The organism is Streptomyces sp. NPDC050658 (assembly GCF_044457025.1).
Taxonomy (GTDB): Bacteria; Actinomycetota; Actinomycetes; order Streptomycetales; family Streptomycetaceae; genus Streptomyces.
Genome location: NZ_JBITGM010000014.1, coordinates 114,833 through 131,265 on the forward strand (window position 1 = coordinate 114,833; position 16,433 = coordinate 131,265).

Consider the following 16,433-nt stretch of genomic DNA (forward strand, 5'->3'; position numbering starts at 1 on the left):
GCCGGGACGGGGTGGACCCGTGGGGACGGGGGTGGGGCGGGCCGCGCCTCCGCCGAGGCGCGGCCGCCGCTCCGTCAGCTCTTAGCTGATCCGTCGGCCCTCAGTCATCCGTCAGCTCTTAGCTGAGGTGAAGCTGCTGGCCGGGGTAGATCATGTCCGCGTTGTCGATGATGTCGCCGTTCAGCTTGTACACCTTGTGCCAGCCGCCCTTGACGTCGTGCTCCTCGGCGATCTTGGAGAGGGTGTCGCCCTTCTTGACCTTGTACTCGCCGTCGCCCTTCTTGACCTTCTTGCCGGTCGGGGTCTCGACGGTCTTCTTGGACTCGGTCTTCGGGGCGGCCTGCTGCTTGGGCGCCTCGGTCTGGGCGCTCGGCTGGCTCTGCGGCTGCTGGGCCGGCTGCTGCTGCGGGGCGCTCTCCTGCGCACCGCCGCCGTTGTACGCGGTGCCCGAGAGGCTCACGCCACAGGACGGCCAGGCGCCCTTGCCCTGGCCCGCGAGGACCTTCTCGCCGATCTCGATCTGCTGGGCCTTGGAGGCCTGGTCGGCGGTGGCGGCGTACTTCGTGCCGCCGTACGCGGCCCACGTGGAGGACGAGAACTGCAGGCCGCCGTAGTAGCCGTTGCCGGTGTTGATCGACCAGTTGCCGCCCGCCTCGCACTGGGCGACGGCGTCCCACTCGGAGGCGGTGGCGGCGGAGGCCGAGCCGGCGGCCATCAGCGGGGCGGCGACCGCGGCACCGGTGACGCCGGCCAGCGTGGCGACGCGGGTGGCCTTGGACGGGCGGCGGTGCTTGCCCTTGCTGGAAAACAGCATGAGAGATCCCCTCACCGACGCCTGCGAGGTGAGCTGTCGGGTTCGGGCCGATGAAGTTGCCCGGCCGCACGTCATGCGTGCGACTTAACCCCCAGCCGGTCCCAACTCCGCTCGGCAGCCTCTTCGTTCTGCTGCTGTGCGGCCGGGCCCGGCGCAAACCTTGGGTCCCCCGCTCCTGCCTACGGCGCTTGACGCGACGACTGTTCCCGAACGGCCGTTGGCAGGACTAGGCGTACCGACCGGCGGGGCCCGCTGTGGCGAGCGGTCACGACCGTAGACATGCGATCCGCCGAATTTCAAAGACGATCAGGGCTTCTGAGACCCATCTCTCACTTCCGCCAAACTTGGACATTCAGCGCGAAGCGGTTGGCCGACTCTTCGTCAACTTCCCTTACTTTTCGCCCAAATCGAGGCTCTGGCCAGGGAGGATGAGGTCGGGGTCGGAGCCGACGGACTTCTTGTTCTCGTCGTAGAGCTCGGTCCAGCCGCCCTCGATGCCGAGGTCGTCCGCGATGACCCAGAGGTTGTCCCCGGAGCGGACCGTGTACGTCCCGTCGGCGCCGTCCTTCGCGCGGTCGCCGCCGCGCGACGCGTGCCGTCCGGAGCCGTCGCGGTCGCCGCTCGCGGAGTCCTCGTCGGCGGCGCTGTCGCCGCGGTGCCGGCCGGAGCCCTCGCCTTCACCGGCGGAGGGGCGGGAGGGCGTGGCGGTCGGGTCGGGCGAAGTGGTGTCGTCCCGGCCGGACTTGTCGGAGTCGCTGGCGCCGTCGGAGTCGCCGGAGTCGTCAGAGCCCTTGGAGTCGCCGGACTTGCCGGAGTCGCCCTTCTCGGCGCCCTCGGCTCCCTCGCCTGCCTCGCCTCCCTCGTCCGACTTGCCCGAGTCGTCGTGATTCTTGTCTCGCGAGTCACCGTCGGAGGCGGGCTTCTCGGAGGGTTCGTCCGTGGGCTCGGCGGAGTCGCCCGGCTCGGCGCTGTCGTCCGAGCCGGTGGAGCCGGTCGAGTCGTCGGAGCCCGGAGTCGTCTCGGAGGGCGCCGGGGTGATCGGGGCGCCGGGGTCGACGTCGGCCGGGTCGTCGTGCTGGGTGAGGCCGGCGATGAGGCCGCAGCTCGGCCAGGCGCCGGGACCCTGGTCGGCGAGGACCTTCTCGGCGACGGCTATCTGCTGCGAGCGGCTGGCCTGGTCGGCGTAGGGCGCGTAGTCGAGGCCGCCGTACTGCTCCCAGGTCTCCTGTGACATCTGAAGTCCGCCGTAGTAGCCGTTGCCCGGGTCCAGGCTCCAGGAGCCGCCGCTCTCGCACTCGGCGAGCTTGTCCCACGTGGCGGTGTCCGCGGCGCTCGCGCTGGTGGCGCCGAGCAGCGGGATCGCGATGGCTGATCCGGTGACACCTGCCGCGACGATGAGGGCCGGGGCTTGGCGGGGACGTCGGTGACGGCCATTGCCGGAGAGCATGCGGTTGCCTTTCAGGAGACTGCTGCGACGACTGCGGCGCCTGCGTCAGCGGATGCCGAGTCGTCGTGAACCTAGCGACAGTCGAACGCTTGTCACAAGTCGATGCAGCGGAGATCACGTGAAAGTCACAGTCTTGACGCACCGTCAGATGAGCGGTCCGTCGGGGGCTCTGCTTCCGCTTATTTTTTGCTCGTCTGTGCGGGTGTGAACTCCACGGGCAGCGTGCGCAGTCCGCGCATGATGAGCCCGCCACGCCACCGCAAATCATCAGGTTCCGCCGCGAGACGCAGGTCAGGGAGGCGGCTGAGGAGGGTCGCGAGCGCGGTCTGTCCCTCCAGGCGGGCGAGGGGTGCGCCGAGGCAGTAATGAATGCCATGGCCGTAGCCGAGGTGCTGGTTGTCGCGCCGGGAGAGGTCGAGCGTGTCGGGTTCGGCGAATCGCCCGGGGTCGCGGTCGGCGGCGGCGAGGACGACGAGAACGGGGTCGCCGCGGTCGATGTGCTGCCCGCCGATGGTGAGCGGCTCGGTGGCGAACCGCCAGGTGGCGAGCTCCACGGGTCCGTCGAAGCGGAGGAGTTCCTCGATGCCGGTCTCCAGGAGCCCGGTGTCCCCCTCGCGCAGGGAGTCCTGGAGCCGCGCGCGCTGCTCGGGGTGGGTGAGGAGAGCGTACGTACCGTTCCCGATGAGATTGACGGTGGTCTCGAAGCCGGCGAAGAGCAGGATGAAGGCCATCGCGGCGGCCTCGTTCTCGGTGAGGTGCTCGCCGTGGTCGGAGGCGCGGATGAGGCCGGAGATGAGGTCGTCGCCGGGGTCGAGACGCTTGCGGTGGATCAGTTCGGCGAGATAGCCCCGCATCTTCTTCACGGAGCGGGCGACGCCGCCGCGGGGCCCTCCCCCGTGCCGGATCATCATGCCCGCCCAGTCACGGAAGTCGTCCTGGTCCTCGCGCGGGACGCCGAGCAGATCGCAGATGGCGTAGATGGGGAGCGGAAAGGCGAAGTCATGGATGAGATCCGCCTCCCCCTTCTCCGCGAACCGGCCGATGAGGTGGTCGGTCAGCTCCTGGACGCGGGGGGCGAACTCGGCGACGCGGCGGGGCGTGAAGGCCTTGGAGACGAGGCGGCGCAGCCGGGTGTGGTCCGGCGGGTCGATGTTGAGCAGATGCGTCATGAGATTGGCGCTGCGCTCACCCGGAATCCCGGTCTTGCTCCTGGCGTGCGCGGGCTCGTCGTGATGGGCGGGATTCTTGCTGAGCCGCTGATCGGCGAGCGCCTGCTTGGCATCGACGTACCGGGTGACCAGCCAGGCCTCGACACCACTGGGCAGCGTGGTCCGGTGCACCGGAGAGTTCTCCCGCAGCCAGGCGTAGGCCGGGTAGGGGTCGGTGGCGAACTCCCAGGTGAAGAGGTCCGGCTGCGTGGGCGGGGCGGAGGGCTGGTCGTGCATGCCCCCGACCGTATCCGGCCGCCTGTCCACGCGTGCGGTTGGTCCGTTACGCCGGTGAGCTCACCGGAGCCGAGCTCCTCGGCCACTCTGGCCGGCTCCTGGTCGTAGGTGACGAACTCGGTGATGTCCTGCCGGAAGGGGTCCGCGCTCGCCAGGTGGATGGCGTCAAGCGTGCCGGGCCGCTGGGTGCGGTAGGCGGCGGCGCGCGCCGTGACGGTGGTGGTGACGTCGGTCAGGTAGACACCCCGCACGGCCTGCCTCGACAGCTGTGCGCTGGATCACCGGCGCCGCTCCCTGTCGCGCTCTTCGAGCAGTACGTCGGAGAGGCTGTCGAGTTCGGGCGCGAGGTCGGCGAACAACTCGGGCTGTAGGTACATCAATCGGTGGGTGTCATGGACTGGAGGAGTTTCGCCGCTCCCTCCGGTGTTTGCCGTGCCATTTCACGCCAGTGGGCGGCGCGCTGCTCGAGGAGGCGGGCCAGGGTGACCATCGCGTCGGTGTTGCCCGCTTCGGCGGCGGTCTCCAGGTAGGGCATCGCCTCGGTGTCGTCGCCCCACTCGGCGAGCAGCCGGCCCGCGTCGCCCGCTCCTTCGACATCCCCGAACTCCGCCGCCCTGCGATACCAGTCCAGCGCTTCGGCCTGGGCTCCCCCGTGCTCCGCGAGCACGCCGAGCGCTTCCATCGCCTCGGCGTCCCCGGCCTCGGCCCGCGGGGCGAGGACCTCGCGCAAGGCGGTCTTCACGGCTCCTTCGTCCAGCGAGTCGTCGAGCACCGCCTCGCCGAGCACCTCCTGCCAGACCTCGTCCGGCACTGGTTCGGTCCCCTCGAACCGCATCGCGTCCGCGACCAGCGAGCCGTACGCCTGCACGACCTCCGCCGTGGTGTCGAGCGTCAGCAGTCCGGCCACGCCCAGCCGGGGTTCGAGGGCCCAGGCCATCGCGGACTCGGTCGCGTCGTCCTCGGCGTCGTCCACCTGAGGGTCGTACACCCGGGACACCTGCTCGACCAGCGTCACCGGCACCGGTCCCGCAAGTCCGCACCGTGCGATGTCGATGGCCGACCGCACCAGCAGATGCCCCAGCGGGTCCCGGTGGGCGGCGCGGCGCCACGCCTCCCACAGCTCGTGGCCGACCGCCAGGAACTCGGTGACGCCACGCTCGCCGCGCCACCGCGCGGCGTCCACGAGGCGCGGGTCGTCGGCCTCCGCGAGCCGTGCGAGTTCCGCATCGCTCCAGTGGCACCTCAGCTGGACCATGGCCACGCCGCTCAGGACACGGGACGCCGGACCGCCGCCGAAGCGGTGGGTGTCGTACGCGTCGTCGTTCATCGTCGCCAGGACAAGAACGCCCTTGTGGGTCAGCTGGGCCAGCAGGCCCGCCGTCAGTCCGTGTTCGCCGAGGTGGCCCTCCAGGTCGTCGAGCCAGACGACGTACGACTTCGTGGTGTCGTGGCCTCGGAGCTGTGCGGGCAGGTCGCGCAGGTTCGTTCCCGGCGGCGGGGCGTAGATCCGGGCGTCTTCGTGCACGCTCGTACCGAGTGCCGCCCAGGCCGCCGCCGTCTTGCCGGAGAGCGGCTCGCCCGTGACGACGACCAGACCACCCAGCACCAGGGCCTGCATGATCATGCCGACCAGCTCCGCGTCGCAGTCGCGCGGAACGTACGGCGGCAGGCTCGGCTCGTCGCCGAACCGGCGGGTGGGGCGCACGCCCAGAGTGAGGGGCCGCAGCTCGTCGACGCGGGGCCAGTCGTCCGCCGCCGCGGGGGCGGCGACGGCCGCGTGCACGGTGAGCGAGCCGATGTCGCGTGACTGGATCACCGGGCCGTGGGACGTGCCGCCCGAGATGGTGTTGGTGGCCTCCGGGGACGGGGCCGGGGTGGGTGGCACGGACGGGCCGAACTTCCCCACAAACGCGTGCAGTTCCGCGGCGAAGTCCGGATCGACCCTCAGGAGCGTCCGCAGCCGTTCCTGCCAGCCGAGCCCCTGTGCCTGCTGCCACAGGCGCCAGCTCGCGGCGCTGCCGCCCTCCCTGACCCGGCGCTTCGACCGGCGGATCAGTTCCTCCAGCCGGAACGCGGCCGTCTGTTCCGGCGCCAGGCCCGCCGCCCACAGCGCCACCACCGCACCCGAAGCCGCCAGCTCGTCCAACTCCGGTTCCACGCTCGCCCCCACGCGCTACTCCGTCTCCTCCTCCGGTGCGGCGATCCCCGCCCGCAGCGTGTTCAGGTACGTCACCGCATTGCGGTGCCCCGCCTCCGTCGCCCGGCGGTACCACTTCGCGGCCTCGCGTTCGCTGCCCGGCTTCAGTACGAGATGGGCCAGCTGGAAGGCCGCCTCCGCGTCGCCCGTCTCCGCGCCCCGCGTCAGCCAGTGGCGGGCCCGGTCGCGGTGGAGTTTGCCCAGCGTTGTGTACGACTCCTCCAGGCCCGCCTCCGCGGCGATCTCCAGGTAGCCGATCGCCTCCGCCGCGGCGCCGCGGTTCGCGAGGATCTGGCCCAGGCCGTTGCAGGCGCGGGTGTCGCCCAGGTCGGCCGCCTTGCGGTACCAGGTCTCGGCCTCCGCCGCGTCGCCCTCCAGGTGCGCGAGGGACGCGATGCCCGTCATGGCCGTCAGGTCGCCGTCCTCCGCGAGCGGCAGCATGGCCGCGCGGTACGCGGCGGACACCGTCTCCGCGCCGAGCCCGTGCGTACGCGCCCCGAGCACCGCCTCGCCCCACACCAGGTCCGGCACCGGCTCCAGATCCGGCCACCGGACGGCGTCCGCGATCAGTGAGCCGTACGCCCGCCAGGTGCCGGGGGCCGTGCCGCGTACGAGGAGTCCGGTGACCCCGTGCCGTGGGGCGGCCACCCAGGCGAACGCCGCCGCCACGTCCGCCCCCTCCAGATACGCCTCCGGTGCCTCCTCGTACCGGACGAACGCGGCCCGCAGCAGCGGCTCCGGGATGTCCCGCGTGATCCCGCACCGGGCGAGGTCCACCGCCGCGCGCACCAGGAGATAGCCGACGGGGTGCCGTTGGCGGGCCCTGCGCCACTCGTCCCACAGCTCCGGGCCCAGCGCGAGGAACTGCGTGACGCCGCTGTCGCCCCGCCGCTCCCGGGCGTCCACCAGCCGCGGGTCGTCGAACTCCGCGAGCCGTTTCAGCTCCGCCTCGCTCCACCGGCAGCTCAGCTGGACCGTGCCCGCGCCCCTCAGGACACGGGAGGTGGGGCCGCCGCCGAAGCGGTGGGTGTCGTAGTCGTCGTCGTTCATCGTGGCGACGACCAGCACCTTCTCCTGGGTGAGCTGGGCCAGCAGGCCCGCCGTCAGACCGTGTTCGCCGAGGTGGCCCGCCAGGTCGTCGAGCCAGACGACGTACGTGCCTTCGGGGTCGCGGCCCCGGAGCCGGGCCGGGAGGTCCCGCAGCTCGGTGTCCGCCGGGGCGACGCACACCCTGACGTCACCGCGCACGTTCCTGGCCAGTGCCGCCCAGGCCGTCCTGGTCTTGCCGGAGAGCGGTTCGCCCGTGACGACGATGAAGCCGCCGCCTCGCCGGGCGGCCCGCACCAGGGTGTTGAGTTCTCCGTCGCAGTCCCTCGCGACGTACGGCGGCACATACGACTCGCCGTCCAGCCGCCGCGTGGGGTGGATGCCCATGTCCAGGCGGCGCAGTTGGCCGATGCGGGGCCATTCGTCCGCGGCCGCGCGGTCCGTGGGCGGACGGGTGCCGTAGTGGTGGTTGTGCTGGACGCCCACCACCGAGCCGTTGAAGGTGCCGTCGCTGAGGTCGACGACGTCCCCCGCTTCGGGGGCCGCCTGGAGCGTCAGTGAGTTGATGACTCCGGCTTGTACGACGTGACCGGCGGTTCCCCCGGAGACGGTGTTGTGGGTCTGCGGACCGGCTCCCGGCTGCCCGGTGAACTCATCGACTATGCGGCGCAGTTCGCCGGCGGCCCTCGGGTTCTCGGCCAGCAGACGGCTCAGCCGCGCCCGCCACTCGGCCTCCGGGTCGAGTGCCTGGCCCTGGTCGCCGGAGAGCAGCTCCGCCCTGATCTCGTCGAGCTGGGCCGCCTCGGCCCGCTGAGTCCGCTCGGCCCGCCCGTACAGCCGCGCGACGCGATCCCGCACCGCCTCCCACGCGTCCGTCGCCATCGCCTGCACGAGCGCCGAACTCCCCGCAGACGCCAGCGCCACCAGTTCCGCGTCCATCCAGCCAAGCCCCCAGCCGCTTCAACTCGCCCTGAGCCAAAGGTACTAACCCCCGGCCCCCCGCGAGCCCTCCGCGACCCGAACCGCGTCCCGATAAGCCCGCGCGGCGACCCGCAGGGCCGCCTCCGGGTCGACTCCCTCCGCCTCCGCCCGCAGCGCCAGCGCGAGGAGTTCGTACCCGACGCCCTCCCCCGTCGGCGCGGGAACCTCCAGTCCCGCCGTCCGCGCCCGCGACGCCAGCTTCGCCGCAAGGGCGAGGCCCGGCTGGCCCAGCGGGACGCCCTCCGTGACCGAAGTGCGCTGCTTCTCCTCCGCCTTGGTGCGCAGCCAGTGCGCCTTGACGTCCTCGGGGGTGTCCGCCGAGTCGTCGCCGAAGACATGCGGATGGCGGTGGATCAGCTTCTCCACGATGCCGCCCGCGACATCGTCCACGGAGAAGGGGGACTCCGTGTCGTCCTCCGCGATACGGGCGTGGAAGACCACCTGGAGCAGGACGTCGCCCAGCTCCTCCAGGAGTTCCTCCCGCTCGCCCTCCTCGATCGCCTCGACCAGTTCGTACGCCTCCTCGATCGCGTACTTGGCCAGGCCTTTGTGGGTCTGCTGGGACGACCACGGGCACTCGTTGCGGATCTGGTCCATCACTTGCACCAGGTCCAGGAGCCGCGCGCCCGGCAGGTCGTACGACGCCGGGAGCAGCTCCAGGTCCGGCATCGCGACGCGGCCCGAACCCGCGAGGCGGGCCAGGCCGTCCGTGAGGGGGCGGTCGCCCTCGGCCGTGGCGATCACCAGGACCGTGCGGCCGCCGGCGCAGGCGTCCACCAGCTCCTGGGCCGTGGGCGACGCCTGCTCCACGCGCACGCCCGCCTCGCGCAGATACGGCAGCTGCGCGTGCGTGGCGTCGGCGCACAGGACCTCGTCCGCCCCGTGCAGGGCCTGCCACGCGGGCCAGGAGAGCAGGCCGGGGGCCACCCGATGGCTGGTGGTGAGGAGGATGACGCGGCCGGGGGCGTCGGCCGGGGGCGTGGTTTCGTTCACCCGTCGAACGTAACCCACGCCACTGACAGCACCACTGCCTACGCCTGCTGGGGCGCCGCCGCACCGCCGCCGGACACCTCACGCACCCACGGCGTCTTCGTGTCCGCGCGCTTGCTCTTCTCCACGTCCCAAGTGCCATAGCGGGGGTTCAGGTCGACGTCCAGCTTCTTGGAGGCGGCGGAGAGTGCCTTCCAGAAGGCCGCCTGGCCCTCGGGGGAGTTCATGTCCGCGCCCAGGCTCTTCGCCAGCTTCTGCGCCTCGATCTCCGTACGGAGGCTGTCGTCGAGGCGGGACGGGGCGACGCTGTACTGCTGCAGCCAGCCCTGTTCGAGGGCCTTCTTGCCGCCCGCCTGCTGTTCGAGGCCCGCTCTCATCGTCTGGATCTCGCGGCGGGACACGTCCACGCCCGCGTCGGTCGCCGCCTGGTGCAGGACCTTGTCCAGGACCATCGTGTGCAGCGTACTGCGGGTGAGGCCGCCGGACTTGGCGATGGCCTGCTCGTACTGCCGGTCGTCCGGGACGGCGGACCGCTGCGCGTCGCGCACCTCGTTCACCCGGCTCTCCAGCTGCGCCTGCGTGATGCGGTCGCCGCCGACGACGGCCGCGGCGCCGGGGTGGGCCTCGCTGCCGCAGGCGGTCAGGAGGGGGGCCGCGGCGATGGCGGCCACGGAGAGAGCGAGCGCGGTACGACGACGACGGCGGTGCAAGTGAGCCTCCCGAGGAGATTGTGCGGCGGTGCACAAAGTCTTGCGGTGATCGATGTTAGGGAGTGGCCGGTCCCTCGGCCACCTATTCGACCAACGATTCTCGGAGAGTTGGGGCACCCCCGCGCCGCGCCGTCACTATCCGCGCACTTGTCCCAGCCACTGCAGCGTCCGCCGGATCTCCGCCGGGAACGGATGCCCGACGCCGTGCATCCGCTCCGCGTCCAGGAGCAGCCGGGCCAGCGCGTCGTGTGCCGCGGGCCGGTCGCCGAGGGCGAGCAGCAGGTGGCCGATGCGGCGGCGGATCTCCAGGGGGCGTTCGCGGTCGTCGGATGCGTAGCGGTTCTCGTAGTACGGGAGGAGGGCGCGGTACTCGGCGAGGGCCGCCGCCGGTTCACCGAGCTGCTCCAGGCACTGCGCGGCCTCGTAGCGGAACTGCAGGGAGTGCGGGTCGGCCTGGCCGGACTCGGCGGCGCGTTCGTCGGCGAGGCGGCGCAGTTCGGGCAGGGCGCGGCGGTACTGGCCGTCGTCCATCAGGGTCGCCGCGTACTGCTTGCGCAGGGAGCGGACCACCGGGGAGTGCTCGCCGTGCTTGGCGGCGGCCGCGGGCAGGATCGAGCCGAGGATGTCGACGGCCTGGGTGATGCGGCCCTCGCCGAGCAGCCGCTTGACCTCGTCGACCGCGTGCACGACGTCGGTCTGGCCGCCGGGTCCCGGCCGCTGGTCGGCCGGGTTCGGAGGCATCGCAGGGGCGGCGGCCGGGCTGCCCGCGCGGTCGGGCCACGGGGCCTGCGGGCGCAGGAAGGGGCGGGTGGGGTCGAGCGGGCCGCCGGTGGGGACGCCGCGGGCGGGCAGCAGCGGGGCCAGTTCCTCGTAGACCTCCTGGGCGCTGCCGTGCCGGTGCTGGGGGTCCTTGGCGAGGAGCCGCAGGACCAGCTGCTCCAGGGCTTCGGGGACCTCGGCGCGCAGGCGGCGGACCGGGAGCGGCGGTTCGTAGAGGTGGCGGTGGAGGACGCCGAGCGCGGTGGAGCCGCTGAACGGGACGTCGCCGCTGAGGAGTTCGTGGAGGAGGACGCCGAGGGCGTACAGATCGGTGTACGGGCCGACCGCGCCGCCCATCGCCTGCTCGGGGGCCATGTAGGCGGGGCTGCCGATGGGGGAGCCGGTGTGGGTGAGGCGGGTGGTGTCGGTGTCCATGACCGAGGCGATGCCCAGGTCGAGGATGGAGATCGTGCCGTCCTGCTTCACCATCACGTTCCGCGGCTTCAGGTCGCGGTGCACGATCGGCACGGCGTGCACCGCGGAGAGCACGGCGCAGAGCTGGGCCGCGATCGCCACCGCCCACTGCCACGGGTAGGGGTCGTGCTCGGCGAGGTGGTCGCCGAGGTCCGCCCCGTCGACGTACTGCATGACGAGATAGAGGTCCTCGCCCTCGGTGCCCGCGTCATGGACGGTGACCAGACCGGGGTGGTCGACCTGGGCGGTGACCCGGCACTCGCGCACGAAGCGGCGGCGCAGCTCCTCGGCCTCGGCGCCCGCGACCCGGTCGGGGCGCAGGAGCTTCACGGCGACGCGGCGGTCGAGGCGTTGGTCGTACGCCGTCCAGACCTGGCCCATGCCGCCCTGGCCGATGAGCGTGGAGAGTTCGTAGCGTCCGGCTACGACGCGGCCCCCGGTCCCCAGTGTCACGGTCAGCTGCCGCCTTCCTGCTTGCGCAGGTAGTCACTGAGTTCGTCGAGCTCGGCCTGCACCTGGTGGATGCGGGCCGGCGCGGGCCGCGTGGGCGGGGGCGGCGTCTGCTGGACGGGCGGCTGGTGCAGCTGCGTGGGCTGGAGGTGGACGGGGGCGGGGCCCTGCTGCTGCGGGTAGCCGTAGGCGTTCTGCGGCTGCTGCGGTACGTAGCCCGTGAACTGCGGCTGCCGGTACGGGCTGAAGTGGCGTATGTCCGCGAACAGGTAGTAGGCGACGGCGGCCACCATCGTGCTCAGCATGATCACCATGCCCGCGTTGCCCGGACCCTGGAAGTCCTCCTCGCCCGGGTCGACGCCGATCAGCACGACGGCCGTCACGTCGAGCGCGGCGACGAGCCCGAACAGCACCCAGTCGTGCGTCTTGCGGGTCACGATGCCGAGCCGCAGCATCGGCGCCCACGCGGCGAGTCCGCACGTCACGACGGCGAGGACCACGAACACCACGCGCAGCGTCACATGCGTGCCGCCCGAGGACGGCGGTGGTTGCTGCGGCGCGTAGCCGTGGCCGTGCATGGCTGCTCCTGGTGCCTGATGCGGCCGTACGCGCCCACGGGCGAACGCACGGCCGGAAGTCTTCATACGAACGGATTGCAGATTCGAGCGTATAGGCCGACGCCGCGAACCGGTCCCGGGTTGTACCGAACCGTTGCCGTACTGGTCACGCCCGCAGGGCGGCCTCCGGTTGCGTCACTCCGGCGGAAGCGTCCCGTCCGTCAGTCCGTCGTGCAGCCCGCGCACCAGTTGCTCGCCGAGCCGGCCCGCGAGCCGCAGGGTGTCCTCGAAGGCGGCGAGCGCGCGGAAGCGTTCCCCGTAGCCGCGCTGTCCGGTCAGCGGCAGGCGCGGCACCTGGAGCCTGCGGACGTCGAGCCGCGCGGCGGTGGAGGCGTAGCTGCTGGCCTGCCGGTTGTTGGCGGTGCCGCGCAGGAATCCGGCGAGGAACCAGGGGTCGATGGCGGTCGTGTCGGGGCGCAGCAGGGTGAGTCCGCGGCCGGGCACTGCGCCTGCCGTCGCCTCGTCGACGACGCGGGCGGCGGTCCCGCCGCCGGACAGGGGGATGACGACGTCGCCGGGTTCGGTGACCACGGAGTCTGCCGGTTCGCCGGCAGCCGTCCCCTGTAGCGGGTCGACAGATCCGGAGGGTTGCGTTCCGGCGAGTACGTCGTGCTCGGTGAGCACCCGCGCTCCAGGGGCGCCGGAACCCGACCCCGTACACAGCGAAAGGGCTCCCGCGCGGGCGAGTTCGCCGACGGTGGTGAGCGGCCACCGGGCGGGTCCGGTGCTCTCGTCGGGCGCGGCGGGCGGCGGCAGCAGATCGGCCGTGCGGCGCACCGCGTCCCCGAGCCGCTCGCGCACCGCCGTCAGCTGCTCGATGCCGCCGCCCGCCGCCGCCGGCGGAAGCCGTCGCGCGGGGGCCAGGTCGACCTCGTCGTCGAGGAGTTCGAGCACCGGCACTCCGCGGGCGAGGCCGGGCCGCTCGTCGAGCGTGCCGTGCCGGTCGAAGTGCCGCCAGGCGTCGAGGACGGCGTCCTGCACCGGCCGCCACGCCTGCCGGTCCCTGCCGTCGGGCCCGGCGATCTGGGCCGTCTCGACCAGGAGCAGTTCGGTCGGGGGCGGCGTGTTCGGGACGGGGCGCCGCACCACCCAGACGTGCAGCGGGATGTTGTACGGGGGTGCCGCACCGGCGGGCAGCGCGATCACGGCACGCAGGGCGCCCCGGCGCAGCAGGTCGGCGCGGACCCGGCGGCCCGAGCGGCGGGAGGCGGCGGCGGGCGGCATCAGCAGGACGGCGGTGCCGCCGTCCCGGAGGCGGGCCAACGCGTGCTGGACCCAGGCGAGTTCGGACTCCGTGCGGGCCGGGAAGCCGTACTCCCAGCGGGCGTCGTAGGCCAGTTCCTCGTGCCCCCAGTTGCGTTCGTTGAACGGCGGGTGGCAGAGCACGGCGTCGGCCCTGCGGTCGTCGTAGGCGTCGGCGCGCAGCGTGTCGGCGGCCATGGAGCGCACGGTCGCGTCGGAGTGCAGGGCGAGCCGCAGCGCGGTGAGGGCGGCGAGTTCGGGGGCGCTGTCCTGGCCGTACAGGTACTGGTCGGGGCGCGGCGGAACGGCCCGCAGCAGGGCGCCGGTGCCGCAGGCGGGGTCGAGGACGGTGCGGGCGGGTCCCGCCAGCTCGGCCATCAGCTCGGCGGGGCCCGCTGGAGTGAGCGTGTACTGGCGGGGGTTGGCGTCGAGGTGCCGGCCGAGCAGGAACTCGTACGTCTGCCTGGCGCCCAGTTCGGCGGCGAGCTCGGCGACGCCGCGCAACAGCGGTACCGAGGGCAGGAGTTCGGCGGGGTCGGGGATGCGGACGGCCCTGCGGCGGCGTACGCCGAAGCGCATCGCCACCACCTCGTCCAGTTCGCCGGGCAGCAGCCCCGCCATCCGCTCGTCCGACACGGCGCTCACCGCGAGCCAGGCCGGCGGCCGGTCGCGGACCAGGAGCAGCGCGCAGCCCGCGTGCAGCAGGGCGGTGACCGGGCCCGCGGGATGCCCGGCGAGCTGCTGCCAGACCCGCTCCCGGAGCGGGACCTCACCGAGTTTCCCCTGGGTGCGCAGCCAGTCCTCGACCGCGGCGAGCGCGAAGGAAGGGCTGGTCTCGGTGCCGCCGACGGGCTTGGGGAAGTCGGGGTGCCTGCGGCGCCAGTTGCTGACGGCGGCGCGGCCGACTCCGGCCAGCCGGGCGATTCCCGCGGCGGTCACCTCCGTCGCGTGGTCCCGCACCGCGTCTGTCGCGTCGTCCCGCACCGAACCGGCTCCCCTCAGTCCCGTCCCCCGCCGCGTGTGGTCGTGTCGCGGCGCTGTGGCGCCGAGCATACCCGCGCACGCGGAACGGCCCGCTTCACGCCCGTTAACCAACAATCCACTCAGTCTCGTGTTGACTCGGTTCACAGGCTCTGCTGAGATGGTGACAGCACTTCCGAGCTCCCGTGGGGGGAACTTCCATGCGTCGTACCACTCTTGCCGCCGTGTTTCTGACCGCCGCCGCGGTCACGGGCCTGACGGCCTGCGGCACCGAATCCGGCAAGGCCGGCGACAAGCTGGCGAGCGCCGAGCCCAAGGGGCCGTTCGCCGGGATGTCCGGCGCCGAGATCGCCGAGAAGGCCGTCGAGGCGACCTCGGACGCCAAGTCGCTCCGCATCGCGGGCCAGGTCACGGACGAGGAGACCGGCCTGGGCTCGATGGACCTGGCCCTCGACACCAGCGGCAAGTGCGCGGGCACGATCACCATGGCCGACGAGGGCTCGATGGACCTGATCGTCCCGGGCGGCACCGTCTACATGAAGTACGACGAGAAGTTCCTGCGCGCGCAGAGCAAGGGGCAGCCCGCCGCCGACACACAGGCCGCGGTGGACATGCTCGCGGACCGCTGGGTGAAGACGGACGCGAAGAGCTCCGACGCGAAGGACATCGCCCAGTTCTGCGACCTCGACGTGCTGCTCGCCGACTTCACGGACGTCAACTCCGCGGCCCGCAGGGGCGGCACGACCACGGTCGACGGCACCCCGGCGATCAAGCTCACCGAGAACGACGGCAAGGACAAGTACACGATCTACGTCGCCACGGAGGGCAAGCCGTATCTGCTGCGGGTCGACCAGACGGCCAAGACCGGCGGGAAGCCCGAGTCCCTGACCTTCGGCGACTACGACAAGCCCGTGAAGACGACGCCGCCCACCGGCGACGTCCTCGACCTGGACAAGCTGGCGGGCTGACGACCGACGGCACGTGCCGTCACAGCACGTGCCGCACCCACACGTTCGGCTCGACGTACACGGCATATCCGCGCTCGGGCTCGCAGTGCACCGGTACAAGGGCGCCCGGCACTTCCACCGTCCCGGCGGTGTCGAACGGCAGGCCCGTCCACGCCCGCCACTGGGCGGTCGACCCGGACACCGTCATCGACGCGTGCGCCACCTTCTCGATGGTGCCGCCGGCGCGGACGTGCACCCGAAGCCACGGGTCGGCGGGCAGCCCGTCGTCCCGCTTGCGCAGCGCGTACGCGTCGATCTGCGCGGCCGGTTCGAGGTGCTTGGCGTTCGGCCGTACCGGGGCGACGACCTCGGCGAAGCCGCGGGCGCGGGCGTTGTCGCGCATCGCGGCGAGCATCCGCCCGGACACGCCCCGGCCGAGGAAGCCCTTGGCGACGGTGATCTCGATGGCGCTCACCGTGTCGGGCTTCCTGCCGTGCCGCAGGTCCGAGAAGGCCCAGAGCATGACCTGGTCCCAGCCGCCGTCCGGCAGTTCGCCGCGCCCTTCGGCGCCCAGCGCGAACGGCACGCTGAACGCCCGTGCGACGACCGCGTCCTGCTCGTCCGTGGCGACCAGGACGTACTCCGGAAGGTCCTTGACGATCCGCCCGATCATCGACCAGGCGATCGGGTCGTTCCCGATGAACTCCGGCCAGGTCTCCTCCATCTGCCAGAGGGGCGCCATGAGTTCCGGACGCTCGGCCAGGGTTGTGATCTTGAGGTCCATGTCCGGGACGCTAGCGGGCCACAAGCGCACTGTTAAGCGAATTTCCGGCGGCCCCGCGCCTCAGCGCGCGTGGAAGCGGTCCGGCGCCTTCGTGGGAGTGCCGCCACCCGGCAGCTTCTCCTCCGGACAGCCGGACAGCACCCGCCTCATCGCGTCCCGCTCGGCGCCGGTCACCCATACCCCGTACTTCTGCTTCACCGCGACCTGCCGGGCCACATACGCGCACCGGTAGCCCTTGTCCGGCGGCAGCCAGGTGGCCGCGTCGCCGTCGCCCTTGCCCCGGTTGGGGCCCGCGTCGACGGCGAGGAGATTGAGCGGGTCGTTGGCGAAGGCGATGCGCTTGCCCGGCTCCCAGCCGCCCGCGCCCTTCTGCCAGGCGTCGGAGAGCGCGACGACATGGTCGATGTCGACCCGGCTGCGGCCGCGCACGAACGAGACGTCCTTGCCGGTGTACGGGTCGGGCACGAGCCTCCCGGAGACGACCTCGCAGTCGCCGTCGCGGAACTTCACGCCGTCCAGGTCGCGGCCCAGTATGTCGTCGCGCGTTA

General features: G+C 72.4%; 12 protein-coding genes, 1 pseudogene and 1 riboswitch. Of the genes and pseudogenes, 1 reads left to right on the forward strand and 12 read right to left on the reverse strand.

The annotated features are described in order from the left end of the window. Positions 1 to 118: 118 nt before the first annotated feature. From ACIBKX_RS35945 to ACIBKX_RS35990, 10 genes are all read right to left on the reverse strand, one after another. Complete coding sequence (locus ACIBKX_RS35945) at positions 119 to 814, reverse strand: transglycosylase family protein (RefSeq protein ID WP_363270104.1); 696 nt, start codon at positions 812 to 814, stop codon at positions 119 to 121. Between the two features lie 3 nt (positions 815 to 817). Continuing rightward, positions 818 to 1,011: riboswitch (cyclic di-AMP (ydaO/yuaA leader) on the reverse strand. 194 nt (positions 1,012 to 1,205) lie between these two features. Next, positions 1,206 to 2,261 carry a transglycosylase family protein gene (locus tag ACIBKX_RS35950; RefSeq protein WP_363270103.1) on the reverse strand — a complete coding sequence of 352 codons (1,056 nt, stop codon included), beginning with the start codon at positions 2,259 to 2,261 and terminating at the stop codon, positions 1,206 to 1,208. Positions 2,262 to 2,440: 179 nt separating this feature from the next. Continuing rightward, positions 2,441 to 3,706 carry a cytochrome P450 gene (locus tag ACIBKX_RS35955; RefSeq protein WP_363270102.1) on the reverse strand — a complete coding sequence of 422 codons (1,266 nt, stop codon included), beginning with the start codon at positions 3,704 to 3,706 and terminating at the stop codon, positions 2,441 to 2,443. Between the two features lie 376 nt (positions 3,707 to 4,082). Next, a complete protein-coding gene (locus ACIBKX_RS35960; protein ID WP_363270101.1) occupies positions 4,083 to 5,876 on the reverse strand; it encodes a sel1 repeat family protein in 1,794 nt (597 codons plus the stop codon). Positions 5,877 to 5,879: 3 nt separating this feature from the next. Next, the gene (locus ACIBKX_RS35965) at positions 5,880 to 7,889 is read right to left on the reverse strand and encodes a sel1 repeat family protein (RefSeq protein WP_363270100.1); all 2,010 of its coding nucleotides are present in this window, start codon (positions 7,887 to 7,889) and stop codon (positions 5,880 to 5,882) included. Between the two features lie 45 nt (positions 7,890 to 7,934). Continuing rightward, on the reverse strand, positions 7,935 to 8,924 hold the full coding sequence (locus tag ACIBKX_RS35970) for a nucleoside triphosphate pyrophosphohydrolase (protein WP_363270099.1): 990 nt from the start codon (positions 8,922 to 8,924) through the stop codon (positions 7,935 to 7,937). 38 nt (positions 8,925 to 8,962) lie between these two features. Further along, on the reverse strand, positions 8,963 to 9,631 hold the full coding sequence (locus ACIBKX_RS35975; protein ID WP_363270098.1) for a SurA N-terminal domain-containing protein: 669 nt from the start codon (positions 9,629 to 9,631) through the stop codon (positions 8,963 to 8,965). Positions 9,632 to 9,766: 135 nt separating this feature from the next. Further along, positions 9,767 to 11,317 (reverse strand): serine/threonine-protein kinase, encoded by a 1,551-nt coding sequence (locus ACIBKX_RS35980; protein WP_363270097.1) that lies wholly within the window; start codon positions 11,315 to 11,317, stop codon positions 9,767 to 9,769. A 2-nt stretch (positions 11,318 to 11,319) separates the two neighbouring features. Then, a complete protein-coding gene (locus ACIBKX_RS35985) occupies positions 11,320 to 11,892 on the reverse strand; it encodes a hypothetical protein (RefSeq protein ID WP_363270096.1) in 573 nt (190 codons plus the stop codon). A gap of 174 nt (positions 11,893 to 12,066) precedes the next feature. After that, entirely contained in the window at positions 12,067 to 14,133 is a 2,067-nt protein-coding gene (locus tag ACIBKX_RS35990; protein WP_363270147.1) for an N-6 DNA methylase, read from the reverse strand. A gap of 221 nt (positions 14,134 to 14,354) precedes the next feature. Between ACIBKX_RS35990 and ACIBKX_RS35995 the strand changes: the two genes are divergently transcribed. Further along, positions 14,355 to 15,122, forward strand: a complete 768-nt coding sequence (locus tag ACIBKX_RS35995) for a hypothetical protein (protein ID WP_363270095.1) — start codon at positions 14,355 to 14,357, stop codon at positions 15,120 to 15,122. Positions 15,123 to 15,141: 19 nt separating this feature from the next. Here the strand turns inward: ACIBKX_RS35995 and ACIBKX_RS36000 are convergent, their stop codons facing one another. Next, complete coding sequence (locus ACIBKX_RS36000; RefSeq protein WP_363270094.1) at positions 15,142 to 15,885, reverse strand: N-acetyltransferase; 744 nt, start codon at positions 15,883 to 15,885, stop codon at positions 15,142 to 15,144. Positions 15,886 to 15,945: 60 nt separating this feature from the next. Continuing rightward, positions 15,946 to 16,431, reverse strand: a pseudogene (locus ACIBKX_RS36005) (HNH endonuclease family protein); the annotation flags it as partial. Between the last annotated feature and the right edge of the window lie 2 nt (positions 16,432 to 16,433).

What these genes read in the sequence shown, in the direction of transcription:
- ACIBKX_RS35945 (WP_363270104.1), bottom strand. Translation starts at nt 814, where the DNA reads ATGCTGTTTTCCAGCAAGGGCAAGCACCGCCGCCCGTCCAAGGCCACC.
- ACIBKX_RS35950 (WP_363270103.1), bottom strand. Translation starts at nt 2,261, where the DNA reads ATGCTCTCCGGCAATGGCCGTCACCGACGTCCCCGCCAAGCCCCGGCC.
- ACIBKX_RS35955 (WP_363270102.1), bottom strand. Translation starts at nt 3,706, where the DNA reads ATGCACGACCAGCCCTCCGCCCCGCCCACGCAGCCGGACCTCTTCACC.
- ACIBKX_RS35965 (WP_363270100.1), bottom strand. Translation starts at nt 7,889, where the DNA reads ATGGACGCGGAACTGGTGGCGCTGGCGTCTGCGGGGAGTTCGGCGCTC.
- ACIBKX_RS35985 (WP_363270096.1), bottom strand. Translation starts at nt 11,892, where the DNA reads ATGCACGGCCACGGCTACGCGCCGCAGCAACCACCGCCGTCCTCGGGC.
- ACIBKX_RS35995 (WP_363270095.1), top strand. Translation starts at nt 14,355, where the DNA reads ATGCGTCGTACCACTCTTGCCGCCGTGTTTCTGACCGCCGCCGCGGTC.
- ACIBKX_RS36000 (WP_363270094.1), bottom strand. Translation starts at nt 15,885, where the DNA reads ATGGACCTCAAGATCACAACCCTGGCCGAGCGTCCGGAACTCATGGCG.